This is a genomic window from Chryseobacterium sp. NRRL B-14798 (assembly GCF_050470705.1).
Lineage (GTDB): Bacteria > Bacteroidota > Bacteroidia > Flavobacteriales > Weeksellaceae > Chryseobacterium > Chryseobacterium cupriresistens.
Window position 1 is genome coordinate 3,668,719 of record NZ_JBFLUL010000005.1, and the last position, 17,071, is coordinate 3,685,789.

The 17,071-nt window shown below is 37.9% G+C and carries 13 protein-coding genes; 6 read left to right on the plus strand and 7 right to left on the minus strand.

What is annotated here, in order from left to right:
• Window positions 1–63: 63 nt before the first annotated feature.
• The 4 genes from AB1278_RS16855 to AB1278_RS16870 all read left to right on the plus strand — a co-directional run bounded on the left by AB1278_RS16855 (window position 64) and on the right by AB1278_RS16870 (window position 6,303).
• Complete coding sequence (locus tag AB1278_RS16855; RefSeq protein ID WP_202839512.1) at window positions 64–1,878, plus strand: cytochrome-c peroxidase; 1,815 nt, start codon at window positions 64–66, stop codon at window positions 1,876–1,878.
• A gap of 307 nt (window positions 1,879–2,185) precedes the next feature.
• Window positions 2,186–4,513: a hypothetical protein gene (locus AB1278_RS16860; protein ID WP_238349604.1), complete on the plus strand. Its 2,328-nt coding sequence runs from the start codon at window positions 2,186–2,188 to the stop codon at window positions 4,511–4,513.
• Between the two features lie 75 nt (window positions 4,514–4,588).
• On the plus strand, window positions 4,589–4,825 hold the full coding sequence (locus AB1278_RS16865; RefSeq protein ID WP_110009324.1) for a hypothetical protein: 237 nt from the start codon (window positions 4,589–4,591) through the stop codon (window positions 4,823–4,825).
• Between the two features lie 8 nt (window positions 4,826–4,833).
• A complete protein-coding gene (locus AB1278_RS16870; RefSeq protein WP_429815852.1) occupies window positions 4,834–6,303 on the plus strand; it encodes a M20/M25/M40 family metallo-hydrolase in 1,470 nt (489 codons plus the stop codon).
• A gap of 326 nt (window positions 6,304–6,629) precedes the next feature.
• Here the strand turns inward: AB1278_RS16870 and ilvA are convergent, their stop codons facing one another.
• The 7 genes from ilvA to folP all read right to left on the minus strand — a co-directional run bounded on the left by ilvA (window position 6,630) and on the right by folP (window position 14,901).
• Window positions 6,630–7,892 (minus strand): threonine ammonia-lyase, encoded by a 1,263-nt coding sequence (gene ilvA, locus AB1278_RS16875; RefSeq protein ID WP_343642214.1) that lies wholly within the window; start codon window positions 7,890–7,892, stop codon window positions 6,630–6,632.
• Window positions 7,893–7,903: 11 nt separating this feature from the next.
• The gene (gene ilvC / locus AB1278_RS16880; RefSeq protein WP_202839520.1) at window positions 7,904–8,950 is read right to left on the minus strand and encodes a ketol-acid reductoisomerase; all 1,047 of its coding nucleotides are present in this window, start codon (window positions 8,948–8,950) and stop codon (window positions 7,904–7,906) included.
• Between the two features lie 47 nt (window positions 8,951–8,997).
• Window positions 8,998–9,279 carry a hypothetical protein gene (locus AB1278_RS16885; protein ID WP_110009245.1) on the minus strand — a complete coding sequence of 94 codons (282 nt, stop codon included), beginning with the start codon at window positions 9,277–9,279 and terminating at the stop codon, window positions 8,998–9,000.
• A 19-nt stretch (window positions 9,280–9,298) separates the two neighbouring features.
• Window positions 9,299–11,020 (minus strand): biosynthetic-type acetolactate synthase large subunit, encoded by a 1,722-nt coding sequence (ilvB, locus tag AB1278_RS16890; protein ID WP_395972870.1) that lies wholly within the window; start codon window positions 11,018–11,020, stop codon window positions 9,299–9,301.
• 5 nt (window positions 11,021–11,025) lie between these two features.
• Entirely contained in the window at window positions 11,026–12,708 is a 1,683-nt protein-coding gene (gene ilvD / locus AB1278_RS16895; RefSeq protein ID WP_202839522.1) for a dihydroxy-acid dehydratase, read from the minus strand.
• Between the two features lie 180 nt (window positions 12,709–12,888).
• Window positions 12,889–13,761 carry a branched-chain-amino-acid transaminase gene (gene ilvE, locus AB1278_RS16900; RefSeq protein WP_429815856.1) on the minus strand — a complete coding sequence of 291 codons (873 nt, stop codon included), beginning with the start codon at window positions 13,759–13,761 and terminating at the stop codon, window positions 12,889–12,891.
• 369 nt (window positions 13,762–14,130) lie between these two features.
• The gene (gene folP / locus AB1278_RS16905; RefSeq protein WP_429815859.1) at window positions 14,131–14,901 is read right to left on the minus strand and encodes a dihydropteroate synthase; all 771 of its coding nucleotides are present in this window, start codon (window positions 14,899–14,901) and stop codon (window positions 14,131–14,133) included.
• Window positions 14,902–15,361: 460 nt separating this feature from the next.
• Between folP and AB1278_RS16910 the strand changes: the two genes are divergently transcribed.
• Both AB1278_RS16910 and AB1278_RS16915 read left to right on the plus strand, forming a co-directional pair.
• Window positions 15,362–15,928, plus strand: a complete 567-nt coding sequence (locus AB1278_RS16910; RefSeq protein ID WP_062671258.1) for a DUF1599 domain-containing protein — start codon at window positions 15,362–15,364, stop codon at window positions 15,926–15,928.
• 1 nt (window position 15,929) lies between these two features.
• Window positions 15,930–17,039, plus strand: coding sequence for a BT_3928 family protein (locus AB1278_RS16915; RefSeq protein ID WP_429815862.1), 1,110 nt, complete (start codon window positions 15,930–15,932; stop codon window positions 17,037–17,039).
• Window positions 17,040–17,071: the final 32 nt, after the last annotated feature.

A 17,071-nucleotide genomic window follows, 5' to 3' on the forward strand; every position in this document is an offset into this window, starting at 1 on the left:
TCCTTCATATCAAATTCAATTAAAGTATCAATAGAAAACCTCTGTTGATACTTTTTCATACTTATGAGTAAACTTTCAAAATACCCGATACTCCTTTTCTTATACTGTGCAGCAGCACTTTTTACGCTTTACCATTGCAAAAATGATAAGCAGCAGCCCATATACGAAGATCTTGGTTCTGTAAAAAACAGGATCATCAAAACCAATGCTGATTTTGAAAAACAGATCAATGAACTGAAGGCTCTTGTTGCTAAAGATGCTGATGAAAAACTTCTTCAGGAGAAATTCCAGGATATCCGAAAAACATACAAAAAAATGGAATGGGCTGTAGAATACTTCCTTCCCCACTCTGCAAGGTTTATCAACGGCCCTGCCCTTCCCGAAATAGAAATGGATGAACATACTGAAATAGAACCTGAAGGCTTACAGGTGCTGGAAGAGATGTTCTACCCTTACGAAAAAGCGAATAAAGAAGAAGTAATCCGGATGCTTAATAAGCTCATCAATAAAAGTAATACCATTGATACCAACTTTCAGGTCATTACCATCAGTAAAGACCAGGTTTTTGATGCACTTAGACAGGAGACTTTCAGAATTTCCAGTCTGGGAATTTCAGGTTTTGACACTCCGGTTTCGGGAACATTTTTACAGGAAATGCCATCTTCTCTGCAAGGAATTAAAGAAACTTTGGAACAAATCTCTACTCACCGTTCGAAAAATAAAGCATTAAAAAGTCTTGTGGCAGAGATCAGTTCAGCCATTAATGTACTGAAGAAAAACGCCGACAAAAACACATTTGATTATGTCAATTTCATTCCGGATCATCTGAATAGAATCACAACTTTGATGCTTGATTTTAAAAAGCAGGAGAACATTCCTGATGTTGAGGTAACCACTGCTTTAAACAAAAATGCAGCTACATTCTTTAGTAAAAATGCTTTTAATCCTAATGCTTTCACTCCCGGAAAAGAATACGCCTACTCTGAAGAAAAGGCAGCTCTTGGACATCAACTTTTTAATGATAAAATATTATCCAACAGCAATAACCGAAGCTGTGCAACATGCCATATTCCAGATAAAGCATTTACAGACGGTCTAGCCAGAGCAATGTCCCTTGAAAATTCAGAACTGGCGAGAAATACACCTTCACTCAACTATGCAGGCTATCAGCATGGCCAGTTTTGGGATATGAGAAAGGATGATCTGGAAGGACAAAGCTCAGATGTGATCTCCAATAAAGAAGAAATGCACGGTGACCTGAATATCATTCTTGCCAAAATCAATCAGGATAAAAATTATCAGGCCGCATTCAAAAAAATTTATCACTCCCAAAAAACAGAGGTCTGGCAGCTTCAGAATGTATTGGCGAGCTATATTCGTTCGCTCGCAAAATTCAATTCAGATTTTGATGAATATATGAGAGGAAATAAATCAGCGATGACAGACAATCAAAAGCGCGGTTTCAATCTTTTTGTGGGAAAAGCCCAATGTGCCATCTGTCATTTCCTTCCCTTATTCAATGGAACGGTTCCTCCGAATTTCAAAAAAACAGAACAGGAAGTCCTGGGAGCAGCAGTGAACGGAGAAAATAAAGCATTTGACACGGATCCGGGACGGGGAAAATTCCATGAAACAGTTCCTTCCCTGCAGCATTCCTTTAAAACGCCAACACTTAGAAATATTAGCAAAACAGCTCCTTATATGCACAACGGAGGATATAAAACCCTGAAAGAAGTGATGAATTTTTACAACAAAGGTGGTGGAAAAGCTTTTGGATTTAAACTGGAAAATCAGACACTTTCCGACGCACCGTTACAGCTTACCGATCAAGAAGTTGATGATATTATTGAGTTTATGAAAGCGCTCAATGATCAATAAAAGACGATTCTAAAACACAAAACAACGAAAAACCACAAAACTCCTGAATCTTAATTGCTAAGGAGTTTTTTTATTTGAAAATTCCTTTAAAATACAGAAAGGCTATGCGGCTCATTTCTTTGTTTGATTTTACCTTTGGAACTTCCATGAAAACATTAGATTAAATCAATGTTATACTCTGTTAAAAACTTTTCTACAAGAATAAATATCATTATTTTTGACGTAGTTTTTTTACATGAAAAGGGGTTTACTGTTACTATTTTTTCTGATCTGCTTTTTGGGGTATTCACAATCAAAAATTAAGGTTGTGGATGACGCCAGTCAAAAGCCTGTCTATAAAGCAAAGGTATCCTGTGACAATACAGTTATCGGATACACCAATGAACAGGGTATTCTGGAGTTTAAAACCGGATGCAAAAACATTGATATAGATGCTGAATCTTATCAGAAAGAAACCCTTACCGTAGAAAGCAGCATGGAAGTTTCCCTGCTTAAAAAAACATCACAGACAACCAATATTGAAGCGGTTGTTATTGAAGACAAAAGTGATCCCAGGGCTCTGGAAATTCTTAAAAAAGTCAATAAATTATTCAAAGAAAACTCACCCAAAAGTTTAGGTTCCTATTCTTACAAATCCTACGAAAAAATCTCTCTTGATATTGATGAGGACAGTCTTTCGCAGTTTAATCAGTATTTTAATGATTTAAATATTTTCAAGAAAAAAAGGGAAAAAGACTCGCTGAATAATATCAACGCAAGAAAAATATTTTCAAAAAGTAAACTCTTCCTTTGGGAAAGGGCTCAGGAGTTTTTGTACTCCAAAAAGTATGGTGAAAAGATCAATATTCTGGACAACAGAATCTCCGGTCTGAAGCAGCCTATTTACGAAATGATTGCGCTCCAGCAAAGTAACAGGGATGTTGTTCCCGAACAGATAAAACCCGAAAACAGAGGGCTGTACAGATTCTTTCTTTCAGATACCGTTACCCTTGACGGAAGGAAAAACTTTGTGATCCGCTTCCGTGAGGTAAATTACAAAAAGCCGGACAGAAAACGAAAGTATAACGGTGCTATTTATGTAGATACCGAAACGTACGGAATCAAAAAAATTGAGAATTTCAGTAAAAATAAAAACGAAGGAATTATTACCAGTACCTGGGTATTCTACAATAATAAATGGTTCCTTGCCCATGAAAAAGCCAAGCTTAAAATGGGTAAAATGGCCATGGATGACAAAGTGCATGCCGATGATAAGAAAGACAAAAAAAGCTTCGGGACCTATGCTTTCCTTACCTCAAAGTATTTTGATTTCGAATCTCCTATTGAAGAAGATCCAAAGGATTTTAAAGGCTATACTTTCTCGGTAAAAAATATTGACGGCCAATCTCTGGACCGCTACAGGACAGATCCCCTTACCGAAAGGGAACAAAATACCTATAAAACCATCGACAGTTTAGGTAAAAAATATAAAATCGACAGCAAAGCACAGATTTTATCAGGTTTACTGAACGGACAGATCAGAGTCGGTTCTGTAGATTTTGCTGTGGATGAAATTGTCAATTATAACTCCTATGAAGGTTTCAGATTAGGTTTAAAAGCCAAGCTGAATGAAAATTTCAACCCTTATTTTTCACCGGACTACTATTTTGCATATGGTGTGAAAGACCGAAAATGGAAGTACGGAATGGGGCTTGATATGAAAACCACACTGGAAAAGAATTCCTTTTTCAGATTTGAAGTGTATGATGATGTGACAGCATCCGGAGAATTCAACCGAAAAATGTGGAATTTCAAGATGAGAATGATGAACTTCGGGAATAATCTGAATAATGACCGGTATTTCCACTTTAAAGGAATGTCATTATCTTACCTGAACGATGTCACCAACGGACTTACCGTTGCTCTTGCTGTAAGAAGAAATACAGAAGAAGCTGAATTCGATTATCAGTTCAGAGACCGGGGAACATCTTACAGAAACTTCAATACCCTTTTCACCCTGAAATATTCTCCGAATTCTACCAATATTATGACCCCTCAGGGAAAATCTCTGATTGATCAGAAATATCCTGAACTGTATTTTAATTATGAGCAGAGTTACAAAATACTGCAGGGGGATTTTAATTATTCCCGTTTTGATGGTTTGTTTGTTCATAATTTCAAAACACCGATCGGAACTACAGGGTTCCGATTATATGGAGGTCTTGTTCTTGGTGGGGCACCTATCTGGAAAAACTTTACGATGAACGGACTGGCGTCTCCGGGCAAAGATTTTAATTTTAACCTTACTTCTTATCTTGGGTTTGCAACACTGGAAGGTGGGAAATACTATAATGACAGATTTGTTGCATACTACTTTACGCATAAACTTCCATGGTATCTGAAAAGTTTCGGACACAATGTTTCCAGCTTTGACTTTGTCTTAAGAGGAACTATCGGAGATATGAAACATCCGGAATACCACCAGTTTAAATTCAGAAAACTGGATCACCTGTATCAGGAAGTCGGTGTGGAATGGAATAATTTCCTTTCCAGCTATTTTAATCTTGGGGTATTCTACAGAGTGGGTTATTATGCAACGCCACATTTCAAAGAAAACTTCGCCATCCAATTTAAGCTGAAGTTTCTTGAGTTTTAATACTCTTTCCAATACAAAATCTTTATTTTTGGATGAGAATTCAGAAATATTCAACGATACTATATAAAAAAGAACATGCAGAAAATCGAAATCAAAGCAGAACAGTTTTTTGAATTATTAAAATTAAAAGACACTCCGATGTGGGAAATTTTCTCACAGATGATCGATGGAAATGAAAAGGAAATTATCTTTTTAGACCATGAAGACAAGATCCTTTTTAATTATATTCTACCTTCTACACAGGAAAAACTGGAAGAAGACAGAAAAGAGTTTTCAAAACAGTTTTCAGAGAAATTGGCTAACTTCAATTAAGAGTTCTTATGAATAGAAATTATGTTTTTTCTCTCCTTGGGCTTTTTTTATTTGCCTTTGGAAATGCTCAGAATTATAAGAAGCCTCTTGTTTCTGCTATCAAAGAATCTGATCTCCGCACCGATATGTATCAGCTTGCTGCAGACCAGTTCTGGGGACGCGAAGCCGGAACACTGGATGAATTGAAAGTCTCTATGTGGCTGGCTGACAAAGCGAAGGAAGCCGGAATGAAACCTGCCGGAGATAATGGAACATTTTTCCAGTTCTTTGATATGTACAGACATCAGGTGATCCCGCAAAGCACCCTGAAAATCGGAGATAACAGTTTAAAATTATGGAAGGATTTTCTGGTTGCAGAACCTGTAAATGCTTCTGTAGACGCTGAAGTTGTATATGCCGGAAACGCAGAACCTGAAGAGCTTGTGAAATTGAATATCAAAGGGAAAGTTCTTGCAGTAAACGCATCCGACAAAAATATTTCTAAGGATATGACTCTTTTTGTAAGAAGATATCCCGGATTTGTAAGAAATAAATATTACAAGAAAGCTTCTGAACTGGGAGCCAAAGCCATTATCTTCATCACCGATGATATCTCCGAGCAAAGCTGGGTAGAAGTACTGCCTCAAATGACAAGAGGAAGCTATGGCGTAGAAGGATTAAGAGAAAAAATCACCAATAATATTCCTGTTGTGTGGATCAAAAGAGAAAATGCCAGCTGGGTAAAAAACAATCCTAAAGCTTCTCTGAACCTGATCACTGAAACTTACAAATACCCTTCAGTAAATATTATCGGAAAAATTGATGGTACAGATCCTGTTCTTAAAAATGAATATGTTCTGTTAAGCGGACACCAGGATCATGACGGGATCAGACATCCTGTAAAGAATGACACGATCTACAACGGTGCTGATGATAACGCCAGTACTTGTGTTGCCATGTTAGCAATGGCCAGAGCTTACAAAAAACAGCCGGGAAAAAGAAGCATCCTTTTTGTTTTCCATGGCGCTGAAGAAAGAGGATTACTGGGTTCAAGATGGCATGCAGCCCATCCTGTTGTTCCGAAAGAAAAAATTGTAGCCGTACTGAATGGTGACATGATCGGGAGAAATGACAATAATGAAGCTGCTTTATTAGGAGGAAATGCTCCTCACAAAAATTCTGAAGAGCTGGTAAAAATGGCCGAAGATGCCAACAATGAAAGTACAAAGTTCAAATACCTTAAAGATTGGGATTCTCCAAGCCATGCTGAGTATTTCTATTTCAGAAGTGATCATCTTCCGTATGCTAAGATGGGAATTCCTGCAATATTCTTCACAAGTGTACTGCACGATCAGTATCATACTCCGCAGGATGAATCAGAAAATATCAATTACAAAAAGCTGTATAAAATGACAGAATGGATGTACAGAACATCCTGGAAAGTAGCTAATGAAGCTGAACGTCCGAAAGTAATTTCGAATTTTTCGCTTGAAAGATAATTTATAAAAAGAATTATATTTCTTTTGTCTTGAAACAAAAGAAACAAAAATTCAAGACTTAGAAACTTCAGCTAAAAATGAAATCTGTTCTCTAAAAACTCTAAACTCGTGCGAAACGATCTATATTGAGAATCATATTTTGTCCCGCACTCAGACACCAGAGTTTTCTTAACGTTCACAGAATTCATTTTCTTAACGCTTCACTTTCTTATGTCGTTTGAAATTGACAGAAACATAAAAGCTTCACTAAAATTGTGAAGCTTTTTTCATCATTGTGTTTTTAGAATCTGATTTGTGTACGAAATAATTTAATATTGAATATAATTTTAAATAAGCAAATTCATCAGTGAAGGATCATTGTTCAGATAGTTGACAAAGAAATCATATTGTTTCATTTTATCAATTAAAGGAGTGAAATCTTTGTTTTGTTTTAAAGCAATTCCTACTACTGCGATTCCCTTTTCTTTTGAATTTTTCTGGGTATATTCAAAATAAGTGATGTCATCATCAGGTCCCAGTACATCCATTACAAAGGTTTTCAATGCTCCGGGACGCTGTGGAAATCTGACAAGGAAATAGTGTTTTAATCCTGCATGAAGCAATGCTTTTTCCTTGATTTCTTCCATCCGGGTAATGTCATTATTGCTCCCGCTGATAATACATACTACGTTTTTACCTTTTATTTCTTCTCTATATTTTTCCAATACTGCTACTGAAAGTGCTCCCGCTGGTTCTACCACGATAGCATCTTTGTTGTACAGTGACAATATGGTTTCACAGACAAGTCCTTCATCTACTATAGCCATATCATATAGTACATCTTTACAACGTTCAAAAGTAAGATCTCCCACTTGCTGTACGGCTGCTCCGTCTACAAAACGGCTGATCTTTTCAAGAAGAACAGGTTTTCCCTTTTCAAGGGCTTTTTTCATGCTTGCTGCTGCGGAGGGTTCTACACCGATAATCTTTGTTTGCGGAGACAGATGCTGAAATACAGTACAGACTCCTGCTGCCAGTCCGCCGCCGCCGATCGGTACAAAAAGATAATCAACCACACCTTCTGTCTGTTCCAGAATCTCCAGTGCTGTTGTTGCCTGTCCTTCAATAATCGCTGGATCATCAAAAGGATGGATAAATACGCTGTTATGGTCTTTACAAAACCTCATCGCAGCATCTTTAGATTCATCGAATGTGTCTCCAAATAAAATAACATCGATGTATTCTCCACCGAACATTTTCACCTGTTCAAGCTTTTGCCCGGGAGTTGGCAAAGGCATAAAAATCGTTCCTTTCACCTTCATGGTCTGGCATGCAAATGCAACTCCCTGCGCATGGTTTCCGGCACTGGCACACACAACACCTTTTGAAAGTTCTTCCTCAGACATGGTGGCCATCTTGTTATAGGCACCTCTTATTTTATAGGATCTTACCCTTTGAAGATCTTCTCTTTTAAAATAAATATTCGACTCATAAATAGCTGACAGATTGTTATTGACAGCCAAAGGTGTTTTTACCACTACATTTTTTAATCGTTCCTCCGCTTTATAGACATTCTCTAAAACGGAGGAACTTACTCCCTCTTTCATCATCCGTTTACTTATTAATTATTTTCTGGTCTCAGGCTTCGTACTGTTTTCCCGGCCTTCCACATTTCGCTTTCTCTTAACTCACTAAGTTCAGCTTCCAGTTTTTCACGGTAATCCGGTTTGCTGTTGCTGTCTATGGAACGTTGAGCTTCATTTCCTTTGGCTACATTGTCATACAGCTCTTCAAACAAAGGTGAAGTAGCATCTCTGAAACGTTTCCACCAGTCCAAAGCTCCTCTCTGAGCGGTTGTACTGCAGTTGGCATACATCCAGTCCATTCCGTTTTCTGCTACCAAAGGCATTAATGACTGAGTCAATTCTTCTACGGTTTCATTAAAGGCTTCAGAAGGGCTGTGTCCATTTTTTCTCAATACATCATACTGAGCGGCAAATATTCCCTGTACGGCTCCCATCAGCGTTCCGCGTTCTCCGGCTAGATCACTGTAAACTTCTTTTTTAAAGTCGGTTTCAAAAAGATATCCGCTTCCTATCGCAATTCCCAATGCTGTTACTCTTTCTCTGGCTTTTCCTGTAGCATCCTGATAAACGGCAAAACTGCTGTTTAAACCTCTGTCCTGCAGAAACATTCTTCTCAATGAAGTTCCTGAACCTTTAGGAGCTACCAGAAATACATCTACATCGGCTGGAGGAACAATTCCAGTACGCTCGCTGAATGTGATTCCGAAACCATGAGAAAAATACAACGCTTTCCCTGGAGTAAGATGCTGTTTTACTTTCGGCCAGTATTCAATCTGTGCAGCATCACTCAGAAGATAGCAGATAATGGTTCCTTTTTCCAATGCTTCTTCAATTTCAAATAATGTTTCTCCCGGTACAAATCCGTCTGCTATTGCTTTATCCCAAGATTTGGAGTTTTTTCTCTGCCCTACAATCACATTAATTCCGTTATCTTTCTGGTTCAAAGCCTGCCCGGGCCCCTGTACTCCATATCCAATTACTGCTACAACTTCATCTTTTAATGCTTCCTGAGCTTTTTCCAACGGAAATTCTTCTCTTGTTACTACGTTCTCCTCTACTCCTCCAAAATTCAATTTTGCCATTTTTTTTGATTTTATTTATTATTGATTGTGATGTTTAATTTTTGCTTTTAGCTTGCATATTCTACTGCTGTCAGGTATGGATTTCTGTGATAATGTACTTCCAGAACGTCTACCTGCTTTTCCATTTGTCTGCTGATCTTCTGAACAGAATCTTCTGTTTCTCTGATAACAATAACAAACTTTTTTACTTTTTCCATTTCTGAAGGACCAACATTAAAGGTCACCATAGAAATTCTTCTTCTCGAAAAAATAGCATTGATGCGGCTGATCAATCCTAAATAATCTTCTGTATACGCTGTAATGGTATATTCTTTATGATCTGTTTTCATCTTTTTTTATTTTTAAATTTTATTTATTGTTTAATACAATTTCCGAAACACTTTTTCCCTGAGGGATCATCGGAAATACATTGTGTTCTTTTCCTGTCATTACTTCAAGGAGGAAAGATCCTTCATGGTTAAGCATTTCTTGGAGTCCTGCTTTCAGATCTTTTCTCTCGGATACCTTTTTTCCGGGAATATTGTATCCTTTTGCCACCTGAACGAAATCGGGGCTCTGGATATCTACGGAGGAATATCTTTCTTCGTGAAACAATTCCTGCCACTGCCTTACCATTCCCAGATAGCAGTTATTCAGTATTAATATTTTAACTTCGGGATGATACTGCATTATGGTTCCCAGTTCCTGAATATTCATCTGAGCTCCTCCGTCTCCCATCACAGCAATAACAGGACGGTTTGTTTCTGCATAAGATGCTCCTATTGCAGCGGGAAGACAGAATCCCATGGTTCCCAGCCCACCGCTTGTGACATTGGTTCGGGAATGTTTGAACTGAGAGTATCGGCATGTCGCCATCTGATGCTGTCCTACATCTGTTACAATAATTGCCTCTCCATCTGTGATCTCATTCAACTGGCGGATCACTTCTCCCATTGTAATCTCACCTTCTTCAGGGTAAAGTTCCCTATGAATCAGATTAATGCTTTCAATTTCATGACATTTTTTAAATCTTTTATGCCAGTGATGATGTTCTCTTTTTACAATCTTTTCTGTAAGAAGAGGAAGCGTATGTTTGCAGTTTCCAAGAACAGGAACATCTGCTTTTACATTTTTATTGATCTCTGCGTTATCAATATCCAGATGAACAATCTTTGCCTGTTTTGCATACTGATCCAATCTTCCGGTCACACGGTCATCGAACCGCATTCCTACAGCAACCAGAACATCACATTCGTTGGTTAATATATTCGGGCCATAGTTTCCGTGCATTCCTACCATTCCTACCGCTTGTGGATGATGAGTTGGAATAGCACTCATTCCCAGAACCGTCCATGCTACCGGAATTCCTGATTTTTCGGCAAACTGTAAGAACTCCTTTTCAGCTTTTCCGAGCATAATCCCCTGTCCTGCAATAACAAATGGCTTTTCGGCATTATTGATCAACGCTGCAGCTTTTACGATATTTTCCATACATGGATCGGGATCCGGTTTATAGCTGCGTAATGTGTGGCATGGTGAATAGCCTTTATAAGCAACAGACTGCAGCTGGGCATTTTTAGTCACATCAATCACTACGGGACCGGGACGGCCTGACTTTGCAATGTAAAATGCTTTTGCCAATACTTCGGGAAGCTCGTGAGCATCCGTCACCTGATAATTCCACTTGGTAACCGGGCTTGTGATGTTCATAACGTCTATTTCCTGAAAGGCATCAGTTCCGAGAAGGTGTTCAAAAACCTGTCCCGTAATACATACCAAGGGAGTATTATCGAGTAAAGCATCAGCCAGTCCCGTAACGAGATTAGTTGCTCCCGGGCCGCTGGTAGCCAATACAACACCAACTTCTCCTGAGACTCTTGCAAGACCTTGTGCCGCATGCACTGCTGCCTGCTCGTGACGTACAAGGATATGTTTCAGGTTTTCTTTATAATCGTAAAGGGCATCATAAATAGGGATAATAGCACCTCCCGGATATCCGAAAACGGTTTTCACTCCTTCCTGAAGAAAGGCTTCAAGAATGATCCGGCTTCCGCTCAGTTGTATTTCTGTTGATAAATTCGGGTTTTCCATATTTTTTATTGAGTGATTTCGTCTGTTACACAGCCTTCTGCCGCTGATGATACGGTTAAAGCATATTTATAAAGCAATCCTTTCTGTACTTTAAGAGCTGGTTTTTGCCATCCTTTTTTCCTTCTTTCTATTTCTTCTTCTGAAACTTTGAGCTGTATAGTATTGTTGACAGCATCAATTTCAATCAGGTCATTATCGTTTACAAAGGCTATCAAACCTCCTTCGTGCGCTTCGGGAGTGATGTGTCCTACTACAAAACCATGAGTTCCTCCGCTGAATCTTCCATCTGTAATCAAGGCTACACTGCTTCCCAGGCCTGCCCCGATCAGCGCGCTCGTGGGTTTCAGCATTTCAGGCATTCCGGGAGCACCTTTCGGACCTTCATGACGGATGACAATCACATCGCCATGCCGGACGGTTCCATCCTGAATTCCTCTGATCAGATTTTTTTCGCCATCAAATACACGCGCTTTTCCTACGAAACGTTCTCCTTCTTTACCTGTAATCTTTGCTACACTTCCTTTTTCAGCAAGATTTCCGTATAATATTCTCAGGTGCCCTGTTTCTTTTACAGGTTCTGATAATGGTTTAATAATTTTTTGAGTCGTAAAATCCAGATCGGGAACATTTTCTAAATTCTCTGCAACTGTTTTTCCGGTTACCGTTAAACAATCCCCATGTAATAATCCCTGATTTAAAAGGTATTTCATTACTGATGGTATTCCTCCGTGCTCATACAGATCCTGCATCAGGTATTTCCCGCTTGGCTTTAAATCTGCCAGCACCGGAGTTTTATCACTCATCTTCTGGAAATCATCCTGAGTAAGTGGTACTCCCACACTTTTTGCCATAGCTATAAAATGCAGAACGGCATTGGTACTTCCTCCAAGAATAACAATCATGCGCAGCGCATTTTCAAAAGCTTTGCGGGTCATGATATCCGAAGGTTTAATATCTTTTTCCAATAATATTTTCAGGTATTTTCCTGCTTCAAGACATTCTTCCTGTTTTTCTTTGCTTAAAGCTGGATTGGAAGAAGAATACGGAAGACTCATTCCTAAAGCCTCTATCGCGGAAGCCATTGTATTGGCTGTATACATTCCACCACATGCACCAGCTCCGGGGCAGGAATTTTTCACAACCCCATCAAAATCTTCTTCCGTAATTTCTCCTGCAATCTTTTTCCCCAATGCTTCAAAAGCAGAAACAATATTAAGCTGTTCACCTTTATAGCAACCTGGAGCAATCGTTCCTCCGTACACCATGATGGATGGTCTGTTCAGCCTTCCCATCGCAATGATGGTTCCCGGCATATTTTTGTCGCATCCCGGCAATGCGATTAATCCGTCGTAATATTGTGCTCCACAGATGGCTTCGATGCTGTCTGCAATTACATCACGGCTTACCAGAGAATAGCGCATTCCATCTGTTCCATTACTCATTCCGTCACTTACTCCGATGGTGTTAAAAATCAATCCGGCTAATCCATGATTCCATGTTCCTTTTTTTACGACCTGAGCCAGATCATTCAAATGCATATTACAAGTGTTCCCGTCATAGCCCATACTGGCAATTCCGACCTGAGCCTTATGCATATCTTCTTCTGTAAATCCTATCCCGTACAACATGGCTTTGGCTGCGGGTTGTTCGCTATTTTGCGTGAATGTTTTTGAATATTTATTTAACATACTTTTCCTACATTTTCTATTCTTTTCCCTTTCTTCAAATAGAGTTCTTTACTAAATTTTGATCCAAAACTACATTTTGTAATATTCTTTTCATTTTCGTTTTTTCCAAAAACTACAATATTCAATTGTTTAAAAAACGAATTTATTTATTTGATAATCAAATGTTTATACTCTTAAAATTTACAATGACAGAACTCTTACCAATTTCAAATATGCCTGTTGTACTCTCCTGCTCGCCGTATTTTCCCAATTTTTGGAAAATGGAACATCATCAAGTGAATCCAGGGCAACAATTTCTGCTGCCGTACCACAGAAAAAGCCTGCATCTGCACCTCTCATTTCTTCAGGTTTGAAAAAAGTTTCCTTTACAGGGATAGCTAGCTCATTACAAATTTCCATAACGGTTTGTCTTGTAATGCCCGGAAGAATACTTCCTTTGGCCGGAGTATATAAAAACCCGTCTTTTTCATAGAAAACATTGGCACCTGAGCTTTCGGCAACATTTCCGTTTTCATCCAGAACCAGCGCTTCATCATATCCTTTATCTCTGGCATCCTGACAGGCTAATATGGAGTTTACATAATGCCCTCCTACTTTGGCTTCCACCTTGAATGCCTTAGGATTAGGACGTTGAAAAGGGGAAGTCATAATTTTCATTTTATCTGCCAGATAGCCGTTGTTCCATTCCCATGCGAGAAGAGACAGATAAGATTTTTGTCCTTTTGAAAGTGACATATTGGGCGAACACGTAACCAACGGACGGATATAAGCATCTGTAAATCCATTACGATCCAGAAGTTCATAGGTAAGTTCTGTAAGCTGATTTACGGAATAATCGAAGGGCATATGCATTAATTCAGCTGATCTTTTTAGTCTTTCATAATGCTCTTTTGCTTTGAAAATCCGGGTTCCGTGGTCTGTGCTGTAGGATTTAATGCCTTCAAAGACAGAGTAACCATAGTGAAGTGATTGGCTGTAAAGATCAGTTCCCGCATCTTTCGCTTTCATAAATTTTCCGTCAAAGTAGATGGTCGTGTCGTCGTTGTAATACATGTTATAGAAGTTTAAAAAATTAACAAATGGAAATAAAAAAAGCCCTCTCACGCTGTGAGAGGGCTCAATATATGTACAGTCATACACCTTCCTTCTCACAGCCGTAAGGGAATAATAATGACGATAATAATTACTGTTAATAAATGGTACATACTTTTATACTATAAAAAATTAAAAACAAAAAAACCGTTTCATAGTTGAAACGGTTTTATATATAATTTAAATTAAAATCTATTTAAAATGCCGTTTCCTTACTGTTGTTAATGACAACAGCAATAATAGAAATGACAATAATATTTTTCTGATTCGTAAAATTCATATTGCAAATGTATAAACTTTTTAATTACTCACAAGTTTTTTTTGCACTTTTTATTTTTTTCGTAAAAAATGGTTCAGTGTTTCCTTTGCTTCAGCCACATCGTGAACCCTCAAAATTTTTGCTCCCTGTTCCAATACTTTCATGTGCAGTTTCTGTGTTTCCTCATTAATATCCAGCGGTGATTTTCCCAAAGGCCTGTAGATAAATGACTTTCTGGAAATCCCTATCAGCAAAGGAAATTTTCCGAATCCGAGATATTCAACTTCATGGATCATTTTCATCTGGTCTTCCACTGTTTTCCCGAAACCAAAACCGGGATCAAGAATGATATCATTCACTCCTTTTTCTAAAAGTTCTTTTGTTTTTTTAGCAAAATACTGGTTCACTTCCAGCGTAATATCTTCAAATTTTATTTTATCATGCATGGTTTCATAAGAAGGATTTACATGCATCAGAATGTAAGGCAACCTCGTTTCAGCAGCTGTATCAAACATTTCTGTATCATACTGACCTCCAGAAATATCATTAATCAGATCAATTCCTTCATTAAATCCGAATTTTACAGTTTCTGCGTAAAAAGTATCCAGGGAAATCAGCGTTTCCGGAAACTCTTTTTTAATCTGAGAGATGGTATTTCCGATTCTGCTGATCTCTTCTTCAGCACTTAAAAATTCTGCATTGGGACGTGTAGACTGTGGTCCGATATCCAGTATTTCAGCTCCGTCCTTCAAAAGTTTTTCAGCGTGTTTCAACGCTGATTTTTCATTATTGAATTTTCCGCCATCAGAGAAGGAATCCGGGGTCATATTGAGGATTCCCATGATTTTCGGGGTGTCCAGTTGTACCAGTCTACCGTTGCAGTTGATTGAATGATTTGGAGGGTTTGAGTGTGAGAGAGTTTTAGGGTTGGAGAGCATGAGATTATTATTGATGAGGGTAGATTATAAATGATGAATGATTTTTGATGAATGATTTTTGTAGTGCAAAATTAGTGATTTATGAGTTTTAAATGAGAAATTAGAAGCTAGAAGTTAGAAATTAACGGTTGAAAGTTAGAAGCTAAATGAGCCCTTTTAAACCTCAAAACTAGATCAATCGGATATTGAAACTCTTTCCTCAAATACTCTCTAACCCTAAAAACCCCTCAAACTCTCAAACCCAACAACTCGAATCCCGAAACTCTAAAACTCTCCCCCCTCAACCCTTCAGACCCACAAACTCAGCTTATCAAATTGAAAAATCTAAAACCGAATTCGTATATTTGGAAGATTAAGAAGATTTATGTTAAAAACATCAGTACAGTTTGAGAAAGTTATCAGTCAGTGCCGTGATCTTTTCGGCAAAAAATTGCAGGATTATGGTGCGGCATGGAGGGTTTTAAGACCAAGCTCCATTACGGATCAGATTTATATTAAAGTCAACAGGATCCGTACGCTGCAGATGACTGATAAAAAAATGGTGGATGAGAGTGAAGAAGATGAATTTATCGCCATTGTGAACTATTCTATCATTGGACTTATTCAGCTGGAGAAAGGCCTTTCCAATGATTTCAATGAAAATAAAGAAGAAATTTTAGGTCTTTATGATAAGTATGCCAATGAAGCAAAAGCTTTGATGGAAAGAAAAAATCATGATTATGGTGAGGCATGGAGGGATATGAGAATTTCTTCAATCACAGATCTTATTTATCAGAAAGTATTAAGAACTAAACAGATTGAGGACAATCAGGGAAAAACCATTGTTTCGGAAGGGCTTGATGCCAACTATTTCGATATGCTGAATTATGCAGTCTTCTGCCTGATCAAATTCTCAGAAAAAGAAAATCAATTCGAACCCAAAAATATTTAATATGCTCAAAGGTTTATTACGCTTTATTATTGCTGTTATTTTTATCCTTTCAGGCTTTGTAAAAGCCGTGGATCTGGTAGGTTTTTCTTTCAAAATGGAAGAATATTTCGCACCTCCGGTTTTCAACATGCCATTTTTAGAAAAGTTTGCCCTGTTATTTTCCATTATTGTAGTGGTACTGGAGCTTTTCTTAGGATTTATGCTGCTGCTTAAATTAAAGCTTAAATTTACCTTATCCATATTAATTGCACTTTGTATTTTCTTCGGATTTCTTACTTTTTACTCAGCGTATTTCAATGTTGTAACAGATTGTGGATGTTTTGGAGATGCTATCAAATTCACTCCTTGGCAGAGCTTCTTAAAAGACGTTGTGCTGCTGGTAGGATTGATTATTTTATTCATCCTTTACAGAAAAGATTTCCGTAAAAAAGATGAATATGGAGTTACTCCGAAAGAGTCTTCCAACACATTTAAATATATCCTTTTAACAGTATTTTCTTTAGGAATGATTTATGTTATGGCTCAAGGAATTATGCATGAACCGATCATAGATTTCCGTGATTATAAAATAGGAACAGACATTAAAGCTGAAAAAGCAAAAATTGATAAAAATCCTTCCGAATATAAAACTTTCTACACATTGAAAAATCAGAAAACAGGAGCTGTTGTAAAAGTAAATCAGGATGATTATATCAAAAAAACAGAATACTGGGCAGAAGGCTCTCCATGGAAAATTGAAGATGGGAAAAATGAATCTGTCCTGATCAAAGAAGGATATAAATCTGAAATTGTAAAATTCAAGATTGAAGATCCTACAGGAATGGAAGTTACCCAGGAAATCATCAACGCACCAAAAGCCGTTCTTGTTTTCTCCTATCATCCAAAAGATGTTCCTGCAGACCTGCTTCAGAAAGTGGAAACGAAAGTAAATACACAGAAAGGTGCTCTTATCTACGGAATTTCTACAGAACCGAATACTTTTAAAACTATCAAAAATGTACTAATGGACGGAACTGCCATCAAAACAATAGCAAGAAGCAATCCGTTTGTCCTGATCCTTGAAAATGGAAAAATTGTAGATAAACAACCTGCAAAGGACTACGTTAATTAATTATAAATGATGAATGATGAACGATAAATGAT